Consider the following 24,507-nt stretch of genomic DNA (forward strand, 5'->3'; position numbering starts at 1 on the left):
ATTCCTGTAACTAAAAAATGGGTAGGAGATGCAGCACAAAGTGCTACTATTAGATTATTTGCCGATGGAGTTGAAGTAGATTCAATTGAATTAACAAAGGATAACAACTGGAAACACACTTTTACTGGACTAGCTAAGTATAATCAAACAACTGGACTTGAAATAAATTATTTAATAAAAGAAGATGCTGTAAATGGATATGATACTGTTATTACAGGAAATGCCGAGTCTGGGTTCACAGTTATAAATACAATTACAGGAAAAACTTCTGTAGGAGTAACAAAAGAGTGGATTGGACCAGCAGCAAAAAATGTAACAGTCAACTTATTAGCAGATGGAAAAAAAGTTGATACTCAAGTATTAAATGAAAAAAATAATTGGCAATATACTTTCACTAATTTAGAAAAGTATAAAGACGGAAAAGAAATTTCATATACTGTTGAAGAAGTTTCACTTCAAGGTTACAGTTCAGTAATTAGTGGAGATAGTCAAAATGGTTTCGTTATAACAAATACAAACACTGAAACTATGGACATTCCTGTAACTAAAAAATGGGTAGGAGATGCAGCACAAAGTGCTACTATTAGATTATTTGCCGATGGAGTTGAAGTAGATTCAATTGATTTAACAAAAGATAATAATTGGAAACACACTTTTACTGGACTAGCTAAGTATAATCAAACAACTGGACTTGAAATAAATTACTCAATAAAAGAAGATGCTGTAAATGGATATGATACTGTTATTACAGGAAATGATAAATCAGGATTTACAGTTACTAATACAAGAATAACAGGAAAGTTAGAAATAATAAAAACAGATATAGCAGATGGAAAGCTATTGCCTAATGCCGGATTTAAAATTTATGATGAGGACAAGAACGTAATAGCAGAAGGAAGAACAGATGAAAAAGGGATTGCAACATTTGAGTTAGGATACGGAAAGTATTACTATCAAGAATTTGATGCACCAGAAGGATACGTAATAGACGAAACACTATTCCCATTTGAAATTAAAACAAATGAAGAAATAGTAAAAGTTGAAATGACAAATACAAAAATAGTAGGAAAGTTAGAAATAACAAAAACAGATATAGCAGATGGAAAGCTATTGCCTAATGCCGGATTTAAAATTTATGATGAGGACAAGAACGTAATAGCAGAAGGAAGAACAGATGAGAAAGGGATTGCAACATTTGAGTTAGGATACGGAAAGTATTACTATCAAGAATTTGATGCACCAGAAGGATATGTAATAGACGAAACACTATTCCCATTTGAAATTAAAACAAATGGAGAAATTGTTAAGTCAACTATGACAAACACTAAAAAACGAATAGAAATACCTAAAGAAGATCAAAAAACTCCAACAGATAATAATAATATCAATAATAATAATAATAACACTTTACCGAAAACTGGAGATATATCCAGTGTTGTATATTTATTATTATCACTATTTATTATTTTAGCTGGGAAAATACTAATTAGTAGAAAAGAAACTTATTAATAATAGTATATAGTTTATTGGTAAGAATTAAAAAAGGGGAGAGTAGATAGAGTTTGTACAATATAAGCATAGATGAAAATCACTTTAGTGATAGACATCTATGCTTATTTTTTTTATGATAGGTTTGATTGGTCAACGAAGATAGATTTGGGATAAAACGCCCGTTACACAAAGTGTTGACCAACACATCCTATTCAATATTCGATTAAGCAAGTTGGGAGAAACACCCGTGTAAATAACAAATATGAATCAATAGGATGATGTTGGAACCAATCGTAAATAACATATGGAGATGATTAATAATGATAGGAGTTGGAATTGATATTTCTAAAAATAAAAGTACAGTGTCTGCAATAAATGATACTGGAGAAATCATTATGAAACCACAAGAATTTAAACATAGTCAGAATGAACTTAATAAGCTTATTCAGTGGATTAAGGATCAAGAAGATACAGTGTTCGTAGTTATGGAATCTACAGGTCATTATCATTATCCAGTATTGAAGAAGTTATATGAAGAAGGGATATATGTTAGTGTAGTTAATGCTTATCTAATGAAAAAATATGGGGATATAGAGATTAGAAAAGCTAAAACAGATAAAAAAGATGCTATTAGAATAGCTAAATACGCTATTGAAAAAAGATTTAGTCTTAAGAAATATGAAGGTGAAGATGAAAAATATAATGATTTAAAGTTTTTATCGAGACAATATAATCAAATAGTTTCAATACGAGTAAAGGCAAAGATACAATTTAACAATCTTCTTGATGAAATTATGCCTGGAATCAATAAAATTTTAACTAGAACAACAGGAAATTCAAGCAAGATATTATATGATTTTGTTGAAAAGTATGAACACTTTGATAATATCAAACGTAAGGGTGAACAAAAGTTTATAAAAGAGTATTCAGCTTGGTCAAAAAAGAAAGGATACCGTAATGGAACAATTAAAGCACTAAAAATATATGAATTGGCCCAAAACAGTATCACAACTAGATCTGCTAATAATTCTACATATATTGCTCTTAAAAATTGTATTAAAATTTTAAGAGAAACTGAAGAATCTAGCAATTCTATTTTAACACAGATGCAAACAATTGCGTACACATTACCGGAATATAAAATTGTTAGGGAATTAAAAGGTGTTGGTGATAAGCTTGCACCAAGACTAATTGCTGAGATTGGAGATGTTAGAAAATTTACAAGTGCTAAAGCATTGAATGCTTATGCCGGAAATGATGCACCTCCACATCAATCAGGTCAATTTGAAGGAACTAAAAGACATATATCAAAACGTGGTTCTTCTAGCTTAAGAAAAGTCGGATACGAAATAATGATGGCTTTAAAAGTTACAAAACCAACTGAAGATAATGCTGTTTATGAATTTATGATAAAAAAAGAATCCGAGGGAAAAGCAAAAAACGTGGCTAAAATGGCTGCTCTTAATAAGTTCTTAAGAATTTATTATACACGCGTTATGAATTTATATAAAACATTGTAATAGCTAGTCCACTTAATAAAGCTACTATGAAGTAGCTTTATTAAGGTTACACTTTTTTAGGTATATTAAATTAAAAATAATAGTTGACAAATTATTAGCAAGTTTGTGTAAAATACAAATCTATCTACTTTTTATATTATTACTTATACTAATGACAGTTTGAAGTATTTTTATTTGGAGTAATATATTTAGTACAAAATTTTAACTGTTTACAACGAATAATTACTTTCTAGAATGAAATTGATATATAATCCATTTTATGATATTAGTTACAAATAGGAGGTTTATAAGTATGGAAGTTTTATTAGTTATGTTATTGATATTTGCTTTTGGAGCAATTATATTTTCAATAATAACATATGTTTTTATGGGGTTATCCTTATCAGGGGCAGCAGAGCTTGAGGGAATAGATAAAAAGTGGTTTGCTTGGATACCAATATTAAATATGTTTATATTATTAAAAGTAGGGAATAAAGATGTTAGATATACTTGGGTTTTTGTTGGAGTAATGCTAGCAAGTTTTTTAACGGAGTTCAATGATAATGGTTTTTTAATTCTTATAAATTTAGCATTAATTATATGGTCTATTGTTATACAAATACAGTCATACTTAGTTATATCTAATAAATATCAAGTAAAGCCAGCCTGGTTTATTGTTGGGATATTCATAACACCTATATTGCTAGTAGCGTATATACTTCTTTATAATAAAGTGAAAAGGTGTAAAGAAGTTAGAGCAAGTTTAAAATAAAAAGTTATAATATTAATAGTAAGTAAGGTTCTTTAAATATTAAGTACATAGTAAAAAAAGATGAGTCCTATATTGTGAATTATCCCTTATCAAGTAGATAGAGGGTATAAAACTATTTAGGAGTCATCTTTTTTTGTTACTAGATTATTTATTATATTTAATATACTTCGTACCTATTTCGGCCAGCCTTTTTGGCTCTATAAAGTGCCATATCAGCTTTATTTATTAAAGAATATATATTTTGACCTAAGAATTTAGTATTATATATACCCATACTTATTGTTAATAAATTACTTACTTTAGAGTATTTATGCTCTATATTCTTATTTTTAATATTATTTTGTATTTTTTGAGCAATGGCTTCAGTATCATTAGGAGATAAATCAGTGAAAATTAATACCATTTCTTCTCCACCATATCTAATTATAATATCATTTTTTCTGATACTATTTTTTAATGTAGTTGCAACTTCCTTTATTATTTTATCTCCTTCAATATGTCCATAATTATCGTTATACTTTTTAAAGTAATCAATATCAATAATAATAATAGAAATTGTTTTTGTTAGTAAGTTCTTTTTGTTTTTATTTATATAATAATCTAAATACTTTCTATTATTTAAACCTGTCATAGAATCAGTAAAGTTTGAGCTTTTTAAAATTTTTACAGATCTATGTTTACTTAATGCTATTATAGTTAATATAATTAAACTAAAAAGCATAATCAATAAATTTAACTTGTATCCTTGGGATTTTGATTTTAATAAATTACTTTCATATAGATTAGCTGAATAATCAATATGGTCTTTTTTAAAAATCTGAACACTATTATCTTTTTCTTTAATATATAAATCAGTATATTTAGCATAATTATTAAAATCTTCTTTAGCCTTATATATTTCACTAATTTGATAATAAATATTTTCTTCTAATCCTAATCCCTTATTAATAGATTCTTGTAATACGTTTTCGTATAATGGTAATGCTTGCTCGTATAATTTTTGTTCTTTATACCATTGAGCATAAGCTAAATTAATGAATACATCTTTATTTAGTGAAAATTCAACTTCATCATTAGCTAATAAATTTTGGGCTTCTATGAGCTGTGTTTCTGCGTCTTCAAAGTTATGTTGATATGTATTAGCTAAGGCAAGTATATTATTCATAAGTATTTGAATATCATCTTTAGCATAATCGTCAATATAAGGTAATAGGTCATTTAATTCACTAACACACTGACTAGCCATTTCATATTGTTTTAACTCGATATAAGCCTGACCCTTGTTAATTATAGTAAGGCTTTTACTTAATGCATCTTCATTTTTATCTGCTAAGTTAATATTTAAGGATTGATCATAATAATTTATTGCATTTTCATATTCACTTAAAATGAAGTTAATATCTCCAATACTTGTTAATAACTTAGCTTTATAATAATCTCCATTAGGGATAGAAGGATTTGAAGAAATAATATGGATAGCATCTAAGTAATTATACATGGCATCTGAATATTTATATACTAATGTATATAATTGACCTATATTAGCTGTTAATTTAACTATACTTTCATTGGTTAATCCTTTAGTATCATTTAAATAAGAGTTTAAAAGCAAAATGCCTTCTTGTATTTGGTCTGTATTATCTAGTAATACACTGATTGTACGCCATATTAAATTTGTATCATTTTTGTAATCATTTTTTTCAGAGATATATTTTAAAGCAATTTTACAATTTTCTATTAAAGAATCATATTGATTTTCTATTTGTAGTGATTCATTTAATAGGATATAAGTATAAATTTTTATAAAGGGTAAGTCTGAATATATAATATTTTCTGAAGCTAAATTAAAATTTTCAATAGCTTTAACATAATCATTATTTATGTAATTTAAATATCCTTTTATAAAATAATACTCACTATCAGGTTTTTTCTCTAATAAATATTGCTCAATTTTTTCAATATCATTTGTAATGGTAGTTTGATTTTGAATTGAATCTTCAATATATGTAATTATGCTTTCAGTATTAAGAGTATTATTTTCTTCAGATAATTTATTATTGAATTTTACTATAGGAAATAAAATAATCACAATAGAAGCAAGTATTATGCTACTTATTATAATTGGTTTTTTATATTCATTTTCCAAATTAATGCTCCCTTCAAATTACTAAGAATATAAAATTAAGAATATTTTGTAAAAACAAAATTAAATAAAATAGCATATAAGCTTATTTTTATACAAATTTATATACTATATAGAAATTTTTATTAGCTATACTTTTAATTGATTCTTGTATTTTAGTGATAATAAATATTACTTATTATATTTTGAAGTTCTTTCATTTAATAATATATAAGTTAAATTTAAGAAAATTTATTTTAATAGTATAATTATAAAAAGTATAAAAAAATATGTCAATTTTTTTTGTTTGTGTATTTATCTTAAAAATTTAATAAATATTTAATACAAAAATAATCTCTTTATAGCATTTATTTTCTATTATTAATGAATATATAATACAATGAATTTAAATAAAAGGGGAGTAATGATTTACATTAATAGTATAAAGGAACTTTAAGATTATGGGTAAAGTAAATTATTATAGTATTGATAATGGAATGCTTGAAAAATATTATGATATTAATTAGGTTATAGAAAGTTTTTATGATTATGATGAAGTTATAAATAAAAGGGTAACTTTAATTAAAATATTAACTTTATGGTTAGCAATATTCGATATATTATTATATGAAAGAATTTGTAATAAAGGGCTAATTGAAAGAGTAAAAGAAGATGATGATGGATTAATAAAAGGTCAAGCTTTTAAGCTTGACCTTTTATATAAGGGAATTTACAGTGAATGGTATTTATAGAAATTTCAAATAGAAATTATATGAAAATTCCTTTTCATTAAATCTATATTCTTGTGGTAATTCAGGGCCGCAGCTATTTGAGCCAATACCACTTTGTTTATAATCAATAATTAAATAAGTTAAATTTTCTTTATTTAACTCAAAATTATGGTCAGTATTAGTTAACTTATTAACAGAAAAATGTGAAACATTAAAGGCAAAATCATTTTCAGATACAACATAGATTGTCTTCTTACTATTACTAATAGAAACTTCTCTACAGAAATGATGGCTTCCATTTTCCTGAGGTTTTATATAATCTTCATGCATTTCAGAAACAGTAGAATTAAATCTGCCTAAATAACATGATGAATTCTTATCTATATAATTTTCATATGGACCAAAGCCAAAGTAACTTACGTGTTCATATGATTTATTTAATTTTAATTGTACTCCAAAACGTGGTAAGTAAGGTGTTTTCATATTTTTATTAGCCTTAACATCACATTTAATTAAACCATGTGGGTAAATGATCCAAGTTACTGTAAGATCAAGAACCTTTTCTCTATATGGAGGAATTAAGCATAAGGAACTAATTATTTCAACTTTATTTGAATATGTCTTAATTTCATTATTATATACATGTGTTGTAATTTGATCAAAACCAGCTTCAATCCAATCATTTTTTATTTTTCTATCATTATCTGTAGGCGCCCTCCAAATAATGAAATCCATAGGAGTATCTATAAATACTTCTCCTAATGATTCGATAAACTCAAAGGAAGCGGTATTTTTATTATATATAAAATTAAAATCTGAATTTGTAATTTTAATTTTGTTAATTGTTGCTTCTATATAAAACTTTTCAGAGGTATCATTAATTTTTGTTAGTTTAGTTATAGATGATATGTTTTCAGCACCATTTTTTATAATAAATTGATCATGGCCTAAAATTGTATTTTTTTCATAAAGTGAATTATTATATTTTACACTGTATTCAAATAGTATAGTAATTATTCCCTTTGGTAAATTTGATATATTTAAGTCATACCATTTTTCTTCTTTTGCTTTTAGGCTTTCTAATATTAATTTATTAGATGAAAGTAAGCAGCCGTCTAAATACACTTTATAAGTAATATCTAAGAAGTCATTAATATTTTTAAAATCAAGCATGTTTTTTAGTTTAACTTTTTTATTAGTTTGATCTAATTCTAATGCCCTTATAGGTCTGTTAACATTTTTAAATTCCAATAATCCAGTATGAGGAGTTCTGTCAGGATAAACTAAACCATCAACACAGAAGTTTCCATCATGATTTACTTCTTCAAAATCTCCACCATATCCATATGCTTTTTTACCATTGTTATATTCTTTTATAAGTAGAGCATGGTCACACCATTCCCAAACATAAGCACCTGCAAATTCATCATGATTTTGAATAAGCTCATCATACTCATTTAGTCCACCAGGACCATTCCCCATTGCATGTGCATATTCACATAATATTAATGGCTTGTCTATACCTTTTTTAAAGTAATCTTCAATTTCATCTATGCTTGGATACATTCTACTAATAACATCAAGGTTAGAAAAATCATTTTTTCTCTCTTTATTAGCGTAAAATGCACCTTCATAATGTAATGGACGTGAAGAATCTAATTTTCTAGCATGTTTAGCTCCACTTTCGAAGTTGATTCCAAAGCCTGATTCATTTCCAAGTGACCACATAAAAATGCAAGATCTATTTTTAAAAGGAACTATGGAAGAGTCAATTCTATCTATAATAACATTTTCATAAGTTATATCATCGGCTATCATATTATAATTATCTAAATAGCCTGTTCCATACAATTCAACAACCCCATGAGTTTCAATATCAGCTTCACTCATAACATAAAATCCATATTCATCGCATAATTCATAAAAGATTGGAGATTTAGGATAATGAGATGTTCTTATAGAATTAATGTTACATTCTTTCATTAATTTTAAATCACAAAGCAAGTCATCATAAGTAATAACATATCCTTTAACTGGATCAGAATCATGGTGATTAACACCTTTCAATTTTATAGGAGTATCATTAATTTTTAAAATTGAATTTTCTATTTTAATTTCTCTCATCCCTATTTTTTCTTTTATAACTTCATTTTCTGTTTCTATTAATAATGTGTATAAATTAGGGGATTCAGCATCCCAAAGTTCTACATCAATAATATCTATTTGTAAGTTATTATCATTTATGTCTCCAGAAGAAATTATAGTATTATTTGGATTTAATAAAGTATATTTAATATGTGGATTACCAATAGTTGAAAGAATTTTAAGATCTAATTTTCCATTTTTAGATGATACGTTTACAGTAGGAGTAATCTTATAATCAACAATTCTTGATTTTGATCTTGTTAGTATATACACATCTCTAAAAATACCCGACATTCTAAATTTGTCTTGGTCTTCAAAATAAGTACCATCACACCATTTTAAAACTAATACTGTAATAGTATTTTTACCATTAACTAAGAAGTTTGTAATATCAAATTCAGATATGCTATGAGATATTTGACTATAGCCAACAAACATATCATTTACCCAAAAATAAAAACATGAATCTACTCCTTCAAAGTTTATATGATAATCTTGTGATTCAGAATTTATTTTAAAATCAAATTCCTTTTTATAAATTGCACATGGATTATCCTTAGGCACAAAAGGTGGATTATAAGGAATAGGATATTTAACATTTGTATATTGATTATAATCATATCCATTCATTTGCCAAACAGATGGCACATCAATTGAATCTGAAAGATTAATTTCGCTAATATTATTAAAGTTTTTAATTAATTGTAGGCTATCGAAATAATTAAATTGCCATTTTCCATTAAGTGAAAAAAAGCTAGTTTGCTTATTTCTATCTTTAACATTAATAGCTTCATCATTATCAATAAATGGAACATAGTAACTTCTTCTTTGCATCATGTTAACATGCAGTTTATAAAGATTTTCGTGATATTCATTTAATAGTGGCATGGTTCCCTCCTAATATATTTAATTTAATTTAATTATGTATAATGAAACATAATTATATATAAGTATCTTTTTTAAGTATTTCTTTCTTGTAATTTAATATTAATATGCAGATTAATATTTTGAAATAGTTATAAGGTTCTAAAATATGGTATAATGTTTCCATTATAATTTTGTGGTTAATAATAGGGGCCTTATTAAACTTTTATAAATAAGATTGAGAGAAGACTTAATATAAAATCAATTGGTTTTATAGGTTTGGAGGTATATATGCAAATACTATGGAAAAAATATACTAAAGAAAATTTTGAAATGAATGTAGATGAGTGTGGAATAGAGCAAGGTATTCCAGGCTTTGGCTATAAATATGAAGTGTTAAAAAATGCAGTTATACATTATATAACTAAGGGGCATGGTACATTTAAAATAAATGACAAGTTATACAACTTAGGACAAGGTGATGTATTTATATTATTGAAGGGAATGAAAGTTGAATATATGGCATCAATAGATGATCCGTGGGAATATTACTGGATAGGTTTTAGTGGTTCAAATGCTAATGAGTATTTAAATAGGACATCTATAATTGATTCTTATGCTGCTAAGTGTAAAGAAGATTCAAAAATTCCAGATATAATATCAAATATGTGTGAAATATCAAAAGCTTATAATCCTTCAGGTTCTGATGATATATTATTATTAAAGGAACTTTATTCAGTATTATATGCATTTATAGAGGAGTTTCCAAAGGTTTTTGAGTATAAGGATAAAGAGTTACATACATATATTCAAGAAGCAATTGATTTTATTAATTCTAATTATATGAATAGTATAACTGTTAATGATATTGCTGAGCATGTAAATTTAAGTAGAAGTTATTTATATAAAATGTTTATAAAAAATCTTAAGGTTTCTCCACAGAAATATCTTATAAATCTTAGAATGTATAAAGCAACGTTATTATTAAAAAACACTAGGATTCCTATTGGGGAAGTTGCAAGTAAGGTTGGATATAGTGATTCGTTATTATTTTCAAAAACATTTTCAAAATGTTTTTCAATGTCTCCATTAAATTATAGAAATAATCAAATTAGTGCTAATAGATAGTTATAAATGATTTGATGATTACTTTAAATCTTTAGAGGTTTATCAGTAGTTTAGAAAATAAAAAATATAAATATAAGAAGGAGTATTTATATTGAATTGATTAATTCAACCTAAATACTCCTTTTAATAATAATGCTAGAAAAAGTAAAACAGTTGTATCTATTTATTTGGTAAATGGATTTCAAATAGTCAGTATAAAAATTTATTTTAATATATTCCTTTAATTTTATTTAGTCACTTATTCTTGTAACTCCATGTTTTAAATCATCAACTATTGCATCATATTCTGCTTGTGATAAATTATATTTTCTTAATAATAAGAAGCTTGTTAATATAATTATACATGGAACTAAGGTTTGAATTATGTGTATTCCATTTAATGTGAAGGTAGATTGAGTAGAATTTGCTTCATAGCCAATATAGGCTAAAATGTATCCACATAAAGATCCTCCAACTGCATTGGAAATTTTACTTTTAAATATATTTAGAGAAAATATCATACCTTCTGATCTTTTTCCTGTTTTCCACTCACCATATTCAACACAATCAGCAACCATTGAAGTTAAGCTTATATATCCAGCTCCGTCAAAAATTCCAGATATGAAATTTATAGCTATCATTGCATATAGTGAAGAATATGATAGTAAAAATAGTACAAATAATCCACCAGCAGAAACTAATAATCCTAAAAGTGCAGTATTTCTTTTTCCAAGTTTTTTTGCTAAATATGGAGATATTAATCCTCCTAATATACTTGCAACTAAAGAAATTGAAGTTACAACAGGAATCATCATTTCTGAATTAAAGTTATATTTAATATAATATATAGATATTGTATTTTTTATTGATCCGCTTAACTCTAGTACTAACATTGATAATAATACTATTCTTAAAGGTTTATTTGACTTTAATAAATTTACAAATTGTTTAAAGCCTTGCTTTTCTTTTTTAGTAGAAGTGCTACTAATTTCTCTAATTCCAAAAGCAGTAATCCAAGTAAGTACTGTTGCAAAACAAACATAAATTATTGCAACTGTTGTCCAGCTTTTAAGAGCTGAAACAAGTGGAATAGTAAGTGTAGAAATTATAAATCCACCAACGTATGCAACTGTTCTTGCTGATGTAACAATCTTAGTTTTTCCCTCAGAAGATCTTGTAATATTTGCAGATAGTGACCAATATGGTATGTCCATAGCAGTAAAAGATATTCCCCAGAATATATATGCTACATATATCCAGATAATTTTATTGCTATAAGTTAAGTTTGGTGATGAAAAGCACATTATTGTTGCAATTCCCATAAGGATAGGAACTATAAATAAATAAGGTCTACTTTTACCTATTTTAGTATTTGTATTATCAACTATAACACCCATTATAGGATCTGTTATTCCATCTATAATTCTTGCTACTAAAAATAATGTACCTACAGCAGCTGCACCTACTCCAAAATTATCAGTTAAAAAAATTAAAAGATATGAATTTATTAATGAAAAGATTAGATTATTTCCTAAGCTTCCTGAGCTATAAGTAAGTAAGGTCTTTATAGAAACATTATCATTTTTATCAATTTTTTTATCTATTTCTTTATCTATTTTTTTATTTATTGTTGTATTCACACTCTCACCCCTATATTTCTTAGTAATATCCTTATACCTGTTTAATTAAACATTTAATAGAAATCGATTTCTCAGTTTACATATATATTATTACAAAATTTTTAGTTTAATAATATAGCATTAAGTTTCTAAAATATTGATTTATATTTCCTAATTAGATTATTATTTTAGAAGGTTTGAGGGAGAATAGTATTGAATATATATAAAGAAGAGTTTCAATTTAGATTTAATGGTTGAAAATTATCATGAAGATAGATGTGATATATTAATATGTAACCATGGATATTTGGGAGAATTCTTCATTAATAGTATCTCTTACTCTTGAGGTTGATATGTTATATGATAAAAAGACTGAGGAGTTTATTGAAGTTAATAATATAAATTTATTAATTTATGATGAATTATAGGAAGAATGTTTAAATGGTAATAAATTACAAAGTGTAATAAATGCGTAGATATGATAATCTATGCATTTTTGTTTATAAATAGATATTTGGGTTATATAATATATGTAGAGAAATAAACATGGAGATGTGAATTATGAGTAATGATAAGAAGCAAAGAGAGCTTTATGATATGAGAGCTAATTCTTTAAGAGATAAAATAAGTGAATTAAATGCAGCAGAAAAGAAAGGAAGAGAAGAAGGAAGAGAAGAAGGAAGAGAAGAAGGTGCAAAAAATAAAGCTATAGAAATAGCTAGAAATATGAAATTAAATGGACTAGATACTGAAACTATTTCAAAAATTACAGGTTTATCATTACTTGAAATAGAAGAATTATAGAAAGTATGTTTAATGATCAATAAAGTAACAAATATAAATACTATTCAGATGTAGAATGTAAGCATTTTTATTTAAAAAGAAGTATATAAAATACCGATAACAGTTCCAATTTATCGACTATAACAGTCTGTAAATTGGAACTTATTTTTTTATTACCAATTATATATTGACATAACAATACAGGTGTATATACAATTGAAACTGAGAAATGTTACACAATTGGATATAAATTCAATAAAAATTACAGATACAGGAGTGATAATAGTGAGAAATAAAATTGCAGGAGCTATATATGGAATGGCACTAGGGGATGCCATGGGAATGCCTTCAGAATTATGGGGAAGAGAAAAAGTAAGAAAATATTTTGGAAAGATTGAAGGCTTGTTAGATGGGCCTAAAGAAAATAGTGTAGCTTGCAATTATAAAAGAGGACAATTTACAGATGATACTGGACAAGCGTTTGTTTTAGTAGAGTCATTAAATAGTACAAACTTTAAACCTAATTCTAAAGATATTGCAGAAAGGCTTTTAAAATGGGCAGAAAAAGAAAAAGCATTTGAAAATAATATTTTAGGTCCTACTTCAAAGGTTGCATTAGCTAACTTTAGAGATGGAATAGATTCAAAAGCAGTTACGGATAAGGCTTTATCAAATGGATCAGCTATGAGAATTGCACCGATAGGATGTCTTTTTAATGCTAATGATAAAGAAAGATTAGCTAACTTTGTTTATGGAGTTTCAGAAGTAACTCATACTAGTGATATATCAATTGCAGGGGCAGCTATGATAGCAGTAGCTGTTAGTTCAGCTATTGAAAATAGTGACTTTGAAGCTGTTATAAAAGATGTCTTTGAAATAGAGCCTATTGCTAGAAAGTTAGGTGCAGAAACATTTAGTCCATCATTAACTGAAAGAATAAAATTAGGTATTTATTTAGCTAATAAATATAAGGATGATGAAGATTTATTTTTAGAAAAACTATATGACATAGTTGGAGCTGGTGTAAATATTAGCGAGTCTGTTCCATCTGCAATTTCTATAGCTTATTATGCACAAGACCCTAATAAGTGTGCGGTGCTTTGTGCAAATTTAGCTGGAGATACTGATACTATTGGAGCAATGGCAACTGCAATTTGTGGAGCTTTTAAGGGAATAGATTCTATAAAGAAAGAGTATATTGAAGCCTTAAACGAAGCAAATGATGTTGATTTTAATAGATATATTTCTATCTTAATGGAAGGAAGGAGTTGCATTTAGTGAAGACTTTAGTACTTGGAGCTGCCATAGTAGATATTATTATGAAAATACCTAAGCTACCTAAAAGTGGTGAGGATGTTTTATGTACTGAAAGAAAAGTAACTGTAGGTGGATGTGCTTATAATGTTGCAAATATCTTGAGAGGATTTAATGTGGAACATGATTTATTTGTACCAATAGGATCTGGAATGTATGCAGATATAATAAGAAAAACATTAAGTGAAGATGGGTATGATGTTTTAATAAGTGATTTAGAAATGGACAATGGATATTGTTTATGTTTAGTAGAAGATGATGGTGAAAGAACATTTATTACTGTTAAGGGTATTGAAGGGCTTCATAAAAAGGAATGGTTTAATAGCTTAAATATGAGTGAATATGAAAATATATATGTAGCTGGCTATCAGCTTTGTGAAGATAAGGATGACATAATAGCAAATTGGTTAATAGGGCAAAAGAACAAGAATATATTTTTTGCACCAGGTCCAGTTATTAATGATATAGATAAAAATACAATGAAAAAGATATTTTCAACTAACCCAATATTACATCTTAATGAAAAGGAAGCTTTGGATTTTACTAAAAAGGATAATGTGAATAAGAGCATTTTATCTTTATATAAATTAACTAAAAATACTGTATTCATAACAGTTGGTGAAAGAGGAACAGTACTTTATGATGGGCAAGAAATTGTTCATATAAATGGTGAAACTGTGAATGTTGTAGATACAATAGGGGCTGGTGATAGTCATATTGGTGCAATTATTTCAGCATATTCTTTAGGGGTATCTAAGGAGGTTTCTTTAGTGGATTCAAATAAGCTTTATTCCAAGGATTCAAGGAAGCTTCATTCCAAGGATTCAATGGGTATTTCTTTAAATGACTCACAGGTAGATTGTTTAGAAAATAATGTTGGATATGATTTTGTGTCTGGATGCAAATTAGCAAATAAGGTAGCTGCAGAAGTAGTGCAAATAAAAGGGGCCAAGCTTAGTAAAGAATGCTTTGATAAATTTAATATTTGATATAGGTAAGTTAAATTTATTAGATATTATTATTAGTTTTAAATTATAAGTAAGAGTAATTTTTTTAGATGCTAAAAGTATAAAAAATAGCAGTGCAAATAAGATAAGTAAGATTTGAAATACAGATAGCAATGATTGTAATTAAGCGTAAAGGTATAAAGAGGGGGAATATTATTATGGATAAAATTAAAAATTATTTCGCAGATTGGACAATGTTTGAAAAATTATGGCTAATAACAGTATGTACAATTATGACGATTATTTGGTACTTAAATGGGGATGCACCATTTTTATTGGCACTAACTTTAACTGGTAGCCTTAATTTAGTTTTAGGTGCAAAAGGAAAGATAGCAGGATTATATTTTGCAATTATTAATTGTTTATTATATTCATATCAATGTATGGGAGTAAAGCTTTATGGAGAAGTAATGTATAATATGTTATTTAGTATTCCTGTTAGTGCTATAGCCATATATTTATGGAATAAAAATAAGGATGATGATGGGAAAATACGCTTTAAGGTTATGTCTGGTAAGTTAATAGTATTAACTTTTGCTGGTACATTAGTCTGTGTATTCTTATATGCTAGGGTATTAAATTTATTAGGTGGGAATTTAGCATTTATGGATTCTTTAACAACTGTAGTTTCTGTTGTGGCTAGTATTCTTTATTTAATGAGATTTTCTGAGCAATGGTTAATGTGGGTTGGGGTAAATGCTTTATCAATAGTAATGTGGATAATGGTATATGCATCTGGTGATAAGAGTGCACTTATTATAATAGTTATGAAGCTTACTAATTTATTGAATTCTTTATATGGTTATTATAATTGGAAGAAGATCGCAGGACAAACTAATTTAAAAGTAAAAAACTTCACAGAGGCAAGCTAATATAGTTATATCAGTAGTATTAGGAGCTTTAGCTTCTATTGCTGGAGGATTTATGTCTAAGAAGAAATAAGGTTACATTTAGGGTATAATGTTTTCAAAGTACAAGAAATGCGTAGATTTAATAATCTACGCATTTTTTATAGTTAATACAAATAACATTATTGATAGAATTTAATATAGAATAATATGATATAATTATTTTATATAAAGTATGTGCGAGTAAGCTTGAGGTGATTATAGATGAAAAAGCTTATGCTCAAAGACTGTCAAATAGATTATATTAACTTGAAAAATATTATAGCGATATGTGTTTTTTGAAGTTATCACGAGGAAGTATTCAATAAAGATAGAAGTGATATAGATATAATGATTCTTTCTAAGAATCAATTGGAATTTGATGATGAGATGGAGATTGAAGATTATCTCCAAAAAGTATTATCAGAATATTTTTCTCATGATAATATTCATTTTACCTTTATTAATGAGTTTAATTACCCTTTTAGTGAAATATTCTTAATAAATAATGATAAAATAATTTTTAAAGAAGAAGAATATTTAGATTATGTTTTAGGATATTCAGCATTTAAGAGAGATAGGGAAGCTTTAGAAGTTATCAGAGAGGAAAATCTAAAGGATTTGTGTTTATATAGGAATGGTTTATTATCAATATAAAAAAGAAAAGATAGAAGCAAAATTTTTGGAAAGTAAAATATTTTTAGTTAAAATAAGAGAATGTATAACTCGTAATGTAGATGGTGATGATGATATAATTAATGAAGCTATGATTTCATATTTTAATTCTTTTTGTGAATTTATAATAGATATGTGTGAAACTTATTTGGTATCAACAGATAATTATATACCTAACAAATCAGGTAGTGAAATAATAGAAACAGCAAGTAATTTTGGATTTATTTCTTCTAAAGATTCTAAAAAGCTACAATCTATAATAAGGCTAAGAAATAGATATACTCATGATTACTATCAACGTAAACTTTCAAGAGAAAAGATAATTAAAATGTGTAGAGGAGATTTATCTACATTAGATTTATTTTTAGAAGTATCACAAGAAAAAATTAGATTAGTAATAAATAGTTAGTGATGGCGCTGAATTAGTAATAGATTAAGAAGTGTAAACAATGCGTAGATGCTGTTATCTACGCATTGTTTATTTAAGGTTTTCTTTCATATGGTATATAAGTATTATGTAAAAATTACAAAAGAAATTCTGAAAATAACTTGAAGTAAGTAATATAGTAGTATAATTTTAAATGGTATACCAAAAAAAGTTTATCAAGGGTGATGAAAGTGGATATAAGGATTGAAGAGATAGAAAAAGATAAGCTAAGGGTAAAATCTATGGTTGAGGTTCATGGTGGTAGTATTTCTGTAAATAGTATATTAAATCAAGGTAGTGTTTTTGAAGTTAAATTACCCCATGTATTAGTAGATAATGCACCAATGAATGTATATAAATTTAATGAAAATAATACAGAACTAGAATTGTCAGATATATATAGTTAATGTTACTACCATGAAGGACTAATAATTTTTAAGGAGAATTGTTATTAGTAATTAGAGTCTTTATTAATTAGATATTTATCTATATTTAAGCAAGGATCTTCTGATTTAGTAGCAGCTTCAATTTTATATCTAAGAAATAAAAAGAGTATAGAAGGTAGTGCTGATAAAGCAAATATAAAATAAACTAAAATTGATATTTTTTCTTTGGGATTTAAATAAAGTGACATATATATTGTAAAGAATATCATAAACAGCATAAATAATGTCCAAAGCCAACTTATAAATTTTAAAGTTATTAAAATAAAATTCTTCATAAAATACATCTCCTTTACTTACCAAATAAATTCATCATAAAAAATTATATAACAAAAAAAGGGAATTTGCTATATTTAACAATTAATAAAATTAGATATATTACCTATAAATATTATAAAATTTTACTATATAGTATAATAATGATAATTATAGTATTATTATAATTATTTTATAAAAAATAGTTAAAATATATTGCAAATGTTGAAATAGGTCGCAAATATAGTTAACATAAGCAATTATTAAAATGATATAATAATATATGTTTTTAAAGAGAAAATAATATATTAAAAAAGGGAAAATAGTGATGGAAAAGAGAATAAGAAAAGCAATAATACCAGCAGCAGGTCTGGGAACTAGATTTTTACCTGCAACAAAGGCTCAACCGAAGGAAATGCTTCCAATAGTTGATAAGCCAACATTACAATACATTATAGAAGAATGTGTTGCATCAGGAATAGAAGAAATTCTTATAATAACAGGAAGAAACAAAAAATCTATAGAAGATCATTTTGATAGAAGTGTTGAATTAGAAATGGAGCTTGAAAAAGCAGGAAAACAAGAAATGCTTGAAATGGTTAGAGAAATATCAGATATGGTAAATATCCATTTCATAAGACAAAAGCAACCAAGAGGATTAGGACATGCTATACTTTGTGCAAAGACTTTCGTAGGAGATGAGCCATTTGCAGTACTTCTTGGAGATGACGTAGTTTATAATGATAATAAGCCATGCTTAAAGCAACTTGTTGATTGTTATGCAGAATACAAAACTTCAGTTTTAGGAGTTCAAACAGTAGCTCCTCAAGATGTAAACAAATATGGAATAGTTGGTGGAATACACATTGAAGACAGAGTATACAAAGTAAAAGACTTAGTAGAAAAGCCAGCTATAGAAGAAGCACCTTCTAATGTGGCTATCTTAGGTAGATATATAATTACACCAAAGATATTTGAAATATTAGAAAATACTAAACCAGGTAAGGGAAATGAAATTCAACTTACTGATGCATTGCTTGAACTTATTAAACATGAAGCAATGTATGCATATGATTTTGAAGGAAGAAGATATGATGTTGGGGACAAATTAGGATTCCTTCAAGCAACTGTAGAATATGCACTTAGAAAAGAAGAATTAAGAGATGGGTTTATAGAATATTTAAAAACTATAATATAACTTTTTTTACTTCCTCAGAGGAATTATTTTCCTCTGGGGAAATTTAATTATGGGGTGAAGATATGAAGGACACAAATATAGAAAAATTAATACTGAATTATGTAGAAAGTAATATAACAGAAGAAGTAAAAGAAGATTTTATTAATGCAGTAGTTCATTTCATTATTAATGAAGAAAACTTTAACAAATACGATAGTATGAGAATTAAATATAGATTTAAAAAGATAAAATCTAACGATGTTCTTGATTACATCAAATTATGCTCAATTTATGGATATATTATTTATAGATCAGTAGTGTTTGGATTAGTTGAAGATAGTGAAAAATCTAAATGTTGTGAAGTTATTATAGAACTAAGTAATGAAATAACTAAGTACTTAACTATGGAAAGTGATGAATCAGACTTACATAAGAATATGGAGCTAGCAATTTCAAAATTATATATAAGTGATGAATGTAATAACATTGTTTTAGATAAGTTTAAAGATTGTAAATTTGATTTCGTACAATAATATAAATAAGTATTAATATATTATTAGTTATGTGAGGAGTAATAGTAATGAAAAAGAATAAGGGTAAAAAGATTGCATTATGGATTTTAGCAATTGTTTTAGTTATAGTTTTAGGTGCAGTTGGTGGAGCGTTTATTTATGCAAATTCTTTATTTAATAAGATGGAAAAGGTTGAAATAGATAAAGATAATGTTGGAATTACAGAAGAGGTCCAAGAAAAATTATCTGAATATGATGACAAGGTAACAAACATAGCTTTATTTGGTATAGATGCTGGAGAAGATGGTATTGGAAGATCGGATTCTATAATGATAGCAACTATAGATACACATAATAAGAAGTTAAAGTTAACATCAATAATGAGAGATTCTTATGTAAGTATTGATGGTCATGGATTAGATAAGATAAATCATGCTTATGCCTTTGGTAAATCACAATTAGCTATTAAAACCTTAAATGAAAATTTTGATTTAAACATAGAGGATTTTGTTGCAGTTAACTTTTCATCATTACCTAAAATAATAGATAAAATAGGTGGAATAGAATTAGACATAGATTCAGAAGAATTAAAATATATTAATGGATATATAAGTGATATAAATTCAGTTAATGGAACAAATTCTCCAGCAATATCAACTACTGGACTTCAACATGTAGATGGTACGCAAGCTATGGGATACTGTAGAATAAGATATACTTCTGGTGGGGATTATAAGAGAACTGAAAGACATAGGGAAGTTTTAACTAAGATATTTGAAAAGATATTATCTATGTCACCAACATCTTACCCATCATTATTAAGTGATTTATTACCAATGGTTAGCACAAGTCTTGATGCAAGTGAAATAATGGATTTAGGTAATAAATTATTAAGTATAGGAAATTCAAGCTTAGAACAAGAAAGGTTCCCGAGAGATGGGTACTGTGAAGGGCAAATGATAAATGGAGTATATTATTTAACATTTGATAAAGAAACAACTGTAAATCAGTTACATGATTATATTTTTGAAGATAAGAAAACTTGGGAATAATAAATAGTGCCTCCGTTGCCAATTCAATATTTGGATTGACAACGGAGGCAAAAACATATATTTCTATCATAAGGGAATAAATAGATATATTAGTATGGGGATATTATTTAGTTTTATAATTAATATTATTTAGTTTTATAATTAATATTATTTAGTTTTATAATTAATATTATTTCACAAGCAGCAATTGATTTTGTAGTTTTATAATTAATATTATTTATATAATATGATTCTATCTAAATTGATATGTATAGCAATAAGTAAGAGAATTGCTTATTATTAGTCTAGATAGATGAAATATTTTAACTTTTATAGTTTATGAATAAATAAAATGGTAAGAATAGTGGTTATATAACTTAATAGGTTTATTTTAATTAAGGGGGGACAGGTATGAAGAAAAAATTAAGTATAGTATTGTGTATATTATGGATGGGATTTATATTTTATAATTCCAGTCAACCAGGAAATCAATCTAATGAAAAAAGTACTAAGGTACTTAATATGATAAAAGAATTTAAAGATGATACACTTGATATGATTAGAAAAATAATGAATGGTAATAATAGTTCAAGCTTAAATGGATATATAGTTTATAATGAAAGTACAAGGAAAATAGTTAATCCTAATAGTACTATTAATTGGGGAAAGTGTAATGAAGAAGAGATAAGTAATATATTTATTACATATGATAATAGTGAAAGTTATGATAGTATTGAGCTTTGTGGGATTAATTCAGAAAAGGTGGCTTATAATAAAATAGCTTCAAATGGGATAAAAATTAATAAAGTAAGCCTAGAATCAAATGATATTTTAAAAAATAGAAGAATTAGTATTAATAAAAGTGATATTAAGAATTTGCTTATTAAAGTAAGTGATAAGATAAAAGCATTTGTATATGAGCATTTTAATAATTTTAATGTTTTTGTTAGAAAATGTGCTCATGCCTTTGAGTTTTCAGTTCTTGCTATACTTTTATTATGGGCAATGTCATGTCATGGCATTAAGGGAATGAAATCTGTTATTTTTGCATTATTAATAGTTTTCTTTTATGCAATGACAGATGAATTTCATCAGTTATTTGTACCAGGAAGAGGAGCTAATATTAATGATGTTATGATTGATTTTATTGGTGGAATAATAGGAAGTGTTTTATATACTTGCATTAGCTGGCTTTGTAATTTTAAAGTAAGTGCTTTTGAAAGAGTGTAATTAAAAAGTTCATAGTTATAAATAGGACTGAATATTAGTGCTTTATACAGTTCAATTTAAGAACCAGGTAAGAATTAATGAGTTTGAGTAGAATTGAATATTAGTTCTTTATGCAGGAAGGTGAGTTTACTATGATGCTATCTTTAGAAGATAAGAAATTGAATATTAGTGCTTTATACAGGAAGGCTTTTTTATCTACATGAAAGTATAATTAAAAAGATGTAATAGTGATTGAGTTAAATAATAAAAGATACCTAATTGGAGGCTGCTGAAAATATGTGATTTTTCAGTATATATCCAAGTGGTATCTTTTATTTTAGTGTAAATATTAATTTTTATATTACACAAAGAATGTTAATTTTATTTAGATGATATTTCATTTTTTATATGTAAATCCATTTGTGGGTATGGAATACTAATATCTTCATTATCAAAGGCAACTTTTACAGATTCAAGTAAGTCAAAATGTACCTTCCAATAATCACTATTATTAACCCAAGCTCTTACTACAAAATTAATAGCACTATCGCCATGATTAGAAAGAGCAATAAATGGTTCTGGTGTTTTTAAAATTAAGTCATGAGCTTCTACTATATTAGATAAAACTCTTTTAACCTTCAATATGTCTTGTTCATATCCTACACCAAAAGTTAAGTCAACTCTTCTTAATTCTTTAGCAGAGTAGTTTACTATACTTCCATTAGCTAAAGTTCCGTTTGGGACAAGTATTAATTTATTATCAACACTTACTATATGTGTGTAAAACATACCTATTTTTTCAATAGTACCATTGTGCCCAGCCCCTTCAACATAATCACCAACATTGAAAGGTCTTATTAATAAAATTACTAAACCACCAGCAAAGTTAGATAAACTTCCTTGAAGAGCAAGTCCAATTGCAACCCCAGCTGAAGCAAATACTGCTGCTATTCCAGTAGTTTTAATTCCTACATATTCTAAGAATACATAAAGAACTATACCTTTTAATATTACTTCTATAAAGGTATCTAAAAAAGAACAAACAGTTAGATCTATATTTCTTCTCTCTAAAGCTTTATTTAATATGTTAACTATTTTCTTAGAAAGTTTCCAACCAATCCATAATATAAGCAATCCGATGATTAGCCTTATACCATCTGTAGCTGCCCAGTTAAACATTTTTTCTAAAAATTTTTCTAAATTCATAGTTATGAAGAATCCTCCTTTTTATATCATAATGTTTTATATTATATAGTATTTTTGGGCATTGTTCCAATACAAATATTGCCTCTTGCTAGAAAGGTTACTCAATTAAGGGTGAGTAGTTAGGTAAAAAAGGAATGATAAAGGACAAACTTTAATCTTAAGCTAATTACAATAACTAGTCATGAGTAGATAAATTAATTTATGCACTTTTGTGTTATAAAAAAGTTTTAAAAATTAAGTTTTTTGTAAAAATGTTTATATCCCGTATATGTATTAAGTGTAACCACAAAAAATCAAATAAAAGGGAGGAATTTATTATGGCAAATAAAGCTCTTGAAAGTACGGTATTATCAATTGAGGTTGAAACTGCAATTGATAAGGATGGAAATCCAACATTCTCAAAAAAGAAAATAGGAAATTTAGTTGCAAATGCAGAAGCAGGCAAAATTCAATCAGTAGCTGATTTAGTAGCAGGAATACTTGAAAAAAATACTGGTTATTACTATGTAACTGAAGTATCTCAAATTGAAAGTAATTAATAAGGGAAAGGATGTGTAAATTATGGAGTATACATTAACTATGACTTTTATAACTGAATCTGGAGAAAAGGCTAATTTTATAATTTCTGATGTAAAGGAAAATATAAGTGAAGCAGAAGTTAAAGCTCTTATGGATGAAATTATAGCAAATGCTATTTTTTCTAATAAGAAAGGTTCTTATGTAACTAAGTCAGCTGCTTCAGTAACACAAAAACAAGTAACTAAATTTACTATTTAGTAATAAAATTTATAAATACCAGTTATTAGATCTTTAAGAACTAATAGCTGGTATTTTTGTTGTGTGATAGTTATATCACTATAAGTAAAGCAATAAAGGTTAATAAAAGGAAGAAGTTGATTTATCATATTTTAAGATTCACCATCAATTAGAGTAATTTTTATGGATAATGGATAGATATTGGAGGCTAGTGCTCCAGATGAAGTATTTATTAATGCTAAAAGTGATAGATGTATTGAGTTTTTAGATAAAGTAATTGCTCATTAATTAATAATTAATGGACCCTGAGGGTGTAGTAGGAAGCTACATCTTCAGGGTTTATTTTTGTTAAAAAATTAATATAATTGAATAAAGTCGATAAATGTAATATCATATAGATGTAAATTGTATTTTAAAAATAGAAAAAAATAGAAAAAAATAGAAAAATAGAAAGTAGAATAGTGAAGTAGTAGGA

Annotated in this window: 22 protein-coding genes; 17 read left to right on the top strand and 5 right to left on the bottom strand. The window is 26.4% G+C overall.

Annotated features, from left to right (window positions below; all coding sequences use genetic code 11):
- The 3 genes from I4V63_RS12680 to I4V63_RS12690 form a co-directional block, all read left to right on the top strand.
- Positions 1-1,509: Cna B-type domain-containing protein (locus tag I4V63_RS12680; RefSeq protein ID WP_196001617.1), on the top strand; the 1,509-nt coding region annotated here is incomplete at its 5' end.
- 302 nt (positions 1,510-1,811) lie between these two features.
- Positions 1,812-3,011 (top strand): IS110 family transposase, encoded by a 1,200-nt coding sequence (locus tag I4V63_RS12685; protein WP_196001618.1) that lies wholly within the window; start codon positions 1,812-1,814, stop codon positions 3,009-3,011.
- Between the two features lie 292 nt (positions 3,012-3,303).
- The gene (locus I4V63_RS12690) at positions 3,304-3,762 is read left to right on the top strand and encodes a hypothetical protein (RefSeq protein ID WP_196001619.1); all 459 of its coding nucleotides are present in this window, start codon (positions 3,304-3,306) and stop codon (positions 3,760-3,762) included.
- Between the two features lie 157 nt (positions 3,763-3,919).
- Here the strand turns inward: I4V63_RS12690 and I4V63_RS12695 are convergent, their stop codons facing one another.
- Positions 3,920-5,908: a tetratricopeptide repeat-containing diguanylate cyclase gene (locus I4V63_RS12695; protein WP_196001620.1), complete on the bottom strand. Its 1,989-nt coding sequence runs from the start codon at positions 5,906-5,908 to the stop codon at positions 3,920-3,922.
- A 722-nt stretch (positions 5,909-6,630) separates the two neighbouring features.
- The gene (locus tag I4V63_RS12700; protein ID WP_196001621.1) at positions 6,631-9,648 is read right to left on the bottom strand and encodes a glycoside hydrolase family 2 TIM barrel-domain containing protein; all 3,018 of its coding nucleotides are present in this window, start codon (positions 9,646-9,648) and stop codon (positions 6,631-6,633) included.
- A 267-nt stretch (positions 9,649-9,915) separates the two neighbouring features.
- Here I4V63_RS12700 and I4V63_RS12705 point away from each other — a divergent pair, with 267 nt between their 5' ends.
- The gene (locus I4V63_RS12705) at positions 9,916-10,752 is read left to right on the top strand and encodes an AraC family transcriptional regulator (protein WP_196001622.1); all 837 of its coding nucleotides are present in this window, start codon (positions 9,916-9,918) and stop codon (positions 10,750-10,752) included.
- Positions 10,753-10,982: 230 nt separating this feature from the next.
- Here the strand turns inward: I4V63_RS12705 and I4V63_RS12715 are convergent, their stop codons facing one another.
- Positions 10,983-12,371: a glycoside-pentoside-hexuronide (GPH):cation symporter gene (locus I4V63_RS12715; RefSeq protein WP_347707733.1), complete on the bottom strand. Its 1,389-nt coding sequence runs from the start codon at positions 12,369-12,371 to the stop codon at positions 10,983-10,985.
- Between the two features lie 540 nt (positions 12,372-12,911).
- Between I4V63_RS12715 and I4V63_RS12720 the strand changes: the two genes are divergently transcribed.
- From I4V63_RS12720 to I4V63_RS12750, 7 genes are all read left to right on the top strand, one after another.
- Positions 12,912-13,154: a hypothetical protein gene (locus tag I4V63_RS12720; RefSeq protein ID WP_196001623.1), complete on the top strand. Its 243-nt coding sequence runs from the start codon at positions 12,912-12,914 to the stop codon at positions 13,152-13,154.
- A 264-nt stretch (positions 13,155-13,418) separates the two neighbouring features.
- A complete protein-coding gene (locus tag I4V63_RS12725; RefSeq protein WP_196001624.1) occupies positions 13,419-14,411 on the top strand; it encodes an ADP-ribosylglycohydrolase family protein in 993 nt (330 codons plus the stop codon).
- A complete protein-coding gene (locus tag I4V63_RS12730) occupies positions 14,411-15,436 on the top strand; it encodes a PfkB family carbohydrate kinase (protein ID WP_196001625.1) in 1,026 nt (341 codons plus the stop codon). The genes I4V63_RS12725 and I4V63_RS12730 overlap by 1 nt, the downstream gene beginning before the upstream one ends.
- A 176-nt stretch (positions 15,437-15,612) precedes the next feature.
- A complete protein-coding gene (gene pnuC, locus I4V63_RS12735; RefSeq protein WP_196001626.1) occupies positions 15,613-16,326 on the top strand; it encodes a nicotinamide riboside transporter PnuC in 714 nt (237 codons plus the stop codon).
- 366 nt (positions 16,327-16,692) lie between these two features.
- Entirely contained in the window at positions 16,693-16,998 is a 306-nt protein-coding gene (locus I4V63_RS12740; RefSeq protein ID WP_243280508.1) for a nucleotidyltransferase domain-containing protein, read from the top strand.
- 25 nt (positions 16,999-17,023) lie between these two features.
- Entirely contained in the window at positions 17,024-17,425 is a 402-nt protein-coding gene (locus tag I4V63_RS12745) for a HepT-like ribonuclease domain-containing protein (RefSeq protein WP_243280509.1), read from the top strand.
- A 209-nt stretch (positions 17,426-17,634) separates the two neighbouring features.
- The gene (locus I4V63_RS12750; protein WP_196001628.1) at positions 17,635-17,850 is read left to right on the top strand and encodes a hypothetical protein; all 216 of its coding nucleotides are present in this window, start codon (positions 17,635-17,637) and stop codon (positions 17,848-17,850) included.
- Between the two features lie 44 nt (positions 17,851-17,894).
- Here the strand turns inward: I4V63_RS12750 and I4V63_RS12755 are convergent, their stop codons facing one another.
- Positions 17,895-18,164: a hypothetical protein gene (locus tag I4V63_RS12755; protein ID WP_196001629.1), complete on the bottom strand. Its 270-nt coding sequence runs from the start codon at positions 18,162-18,164 to the stop codon at positions 17,895-17,897.
- Between the two features lie 305 nt (positions 18,165-18,469).
- Here I4V63_RS12755 and galU point away from each other — a divergent pair, with 305 nt between their 5' ends.
- The 4 genes from galU (at position 18,470) to I4V63_RS12775 (ending at position 22,091) form a co-directional block, all read left to right on the top strand.
- Positions 18,470-19,339: a UTP--glucose-1-phosphate uridylyltransferase GalU gene (gene galU / locus I4V63_RS12760; RefSeq protein WP_196001630.1), complete on the top strand. Its 870-nt coding sequence runs from the start codon at positions 18,470-18,472 to the stop codon at positions 19,337-19,339.
- A gap of 62 nt (positions 19,340-19,401) precedes the next feature.
- Positions 19,402-19,851, top strand: a complete 450-nt coding sequence (locus I4V63_RS12765; RefSeq protein WP_196001631.1) for a hypothetical protein — start codon at positions 19,402-19,404, stop codon at positions 19,849-19,851.
- Between the two features lie 47 nt (positions 19,852-19,898).
- A complete protein-coding gene (locus tag I4V63_RS12770; protein WP_196001632.1) occupies positions 19,899-20,882 on the top strand; it encodes an LCP family protein in 984 nt (327 codons plus the stop codon).
- A 390-nt stretch (positions 20,883-21,272) separates the two neighbouring features.
- Entirely contained in the window at positions 21,273-22,091 is an 819-nt protein-coding gene (locus tag I4V63_RS12775; RefSeq protein WP_196001633.1) for a VanZ family protein, read from the top strand.
- A 360-nt stretch (positions 22,092-22,451) separates the two neighbouring features.
- Here I4V63_RS12775 and I4V63_RS12780 read toward each other — a convergent pair whose 3' ends face one another.
- Complete coding sequence (locus I4V63_RS12780) at positions 22,452-23,276, bottom strand: mechanosensitive ion channel domain-containing protein (protein ID WP_196001634.1); 825 nt, start codon at positions 23,274-23,276, stop codon at positions 22,452-22,454.
- A 317-nt stretch (positions 23,277-23,593) separates the two neighbouring features.
- On the opposite strand from I4V63_RS12780, the gene I4V63_RS12785 reads away from it, so the two are divergent.
- Together I4V63_RS12785 and I4V63_RS12790 are read left to right on the top strand one after the other, a co-directional pair.
- Complete coding sequence (locus tag I4V63_RS12785) at positions 23,594-23,815, top strand: DUF1659 domain-containing protein (RefSeq protein WP_196001635.1); 222 nt, start codon at positions 23,594-23,596, stop codon at positions 23,813-23,815.
- 22 nt (positions 23,816-23,837) lie between these two features.
- A complete protein-coding gene (locus I4V63_RS12790) occupies positions 23,838-24,053 on the top strand; it encodes a DUF2922 domain-containing protein (RefSeq protein WP_196001636.1) in 216 nt (71 codons plus the stop codon).
- Positions 24,054-24,507 lie beyond the last annotated feature (454 nt).

The organism is Clostridium sp. 1001271B_151109_B4, from assembly GCF_015670405.1.
Classification (GTDB): domain Bacteria; phylum Bacillota; class Clostridia; order Clostridiales; family Clostridiaceae; genus Clostridium.

What these genes read in the sequence shown, in the direction of transcription:
- I4V63_RS12720 (WP_196001623.1), top strand. Translation starts at nt 12,912, where the DNA reads ATGAGTAATGATAAGAAGCAAAGAGAGCTTTATGATATGAGAGCTAAT.
- galU (WP_196001630.1), top strand. Translation starts at nt 18,470, where the DNA reads ATGGAAAAGAGAATAAGAAAAGCAATAATACCAGCAGCAGGTCTGGGA.
- I4V63_RS12785 (WP_196001635.1), top strand. Translation starts at nt 23,594, where the DNA reads ATGGCAAATAAAGCTCTTGAAAGTACGGTATTATCAATTGAGGTTGAA.
- pnuC (WP_196001626.1), top strand. Translation starts at nt 15,613, where the DNA reads ATGGATAAAATTAAAAATTATTTCGCAGATTGGACAATGTTTGAAAAA.
- I4V63_RS12705 (WP_196001622.1), top strand. Translation starts at nt 9,916, where the DNA reads ATGCAAATACTATGGAAAAAATATACTAAAGAAAATTTTGAAATGAAT.
- I4V63_RS12770 (WP_196001632.1), top strand. Translation starts at nt 19,899, where the DNA reads ATGAAAAAGAATAAGGGTAAAAAGATTGCATTATGGATTTTAGCAATT.
- I4V63_RS12765 (WP_196001631.1), top strand. Translation starts at nt 19,402, where the DNA reads ATGAAGGACACAAATATAGAAAAATTAATACTGAATTATGTAGAAAGT.
- I4V63_RS12740 (WP_243280508.1), top strand. Translation starts at nt 16,693, where the DNA reads ATGATTCTTTCTAAGAATCAATTGGAATTTGATGATGAGATGGAGATT.
- I4V63_RS12690 (WP_196001619.1), top strand. Translation starts at nt 3,304, where the DNA reads ATGGAAGTTTTATTAGTTATGTTATTGATATTTGCTTTTGGAGCAATT.
- I4V63_RS12775 (WP_196001633.1), top strand. Translation starts at nt 21,273, where the DNA reads ATGAAGAAAAAATTAAGTATAGTATTGTGTATATTATGGATGGGATTT.
- I4V63_RS12780 (WP_196001634.1), bottom strand. Translation starts at nt 23,276, where the DNA reads ATGAATTTAGAAAAATTTTTAGAAAAAATGTTTAACTGGGCAGCTACA.
- I4V63_RS12700 (WP_196001621.1), bottom strand. Translation starts at nt 9,648, where the DNA reads ATGCCACTATTAAATGAATATCACGAAAATCTTTATAAACTGCATGTT.
- I4V63_RS12685 (WP_196001618.1), top strand. Translation starts at nt 1,812, where the DNA reads ATGATAGGAGTTGGAATTGATATTTCTAAAAATAAAAGTACAGTGTCT.
- I4V63_RS12790 (WP_196001636.1), top strand. Translation starts at nt 23,838, where the DNA reads ATGGAGTATACATTAACTATGACTTTTATAACTGAATCTGGAGAAAAG.
- I4V63_RS12755 (WP_196001629.1), bottom strand. Translation starts at nt 18,164, where the DNA reads ATGAAGAATTTTATTTTAATAACTTTAAAATTTATAAGTTGGCTTTGG.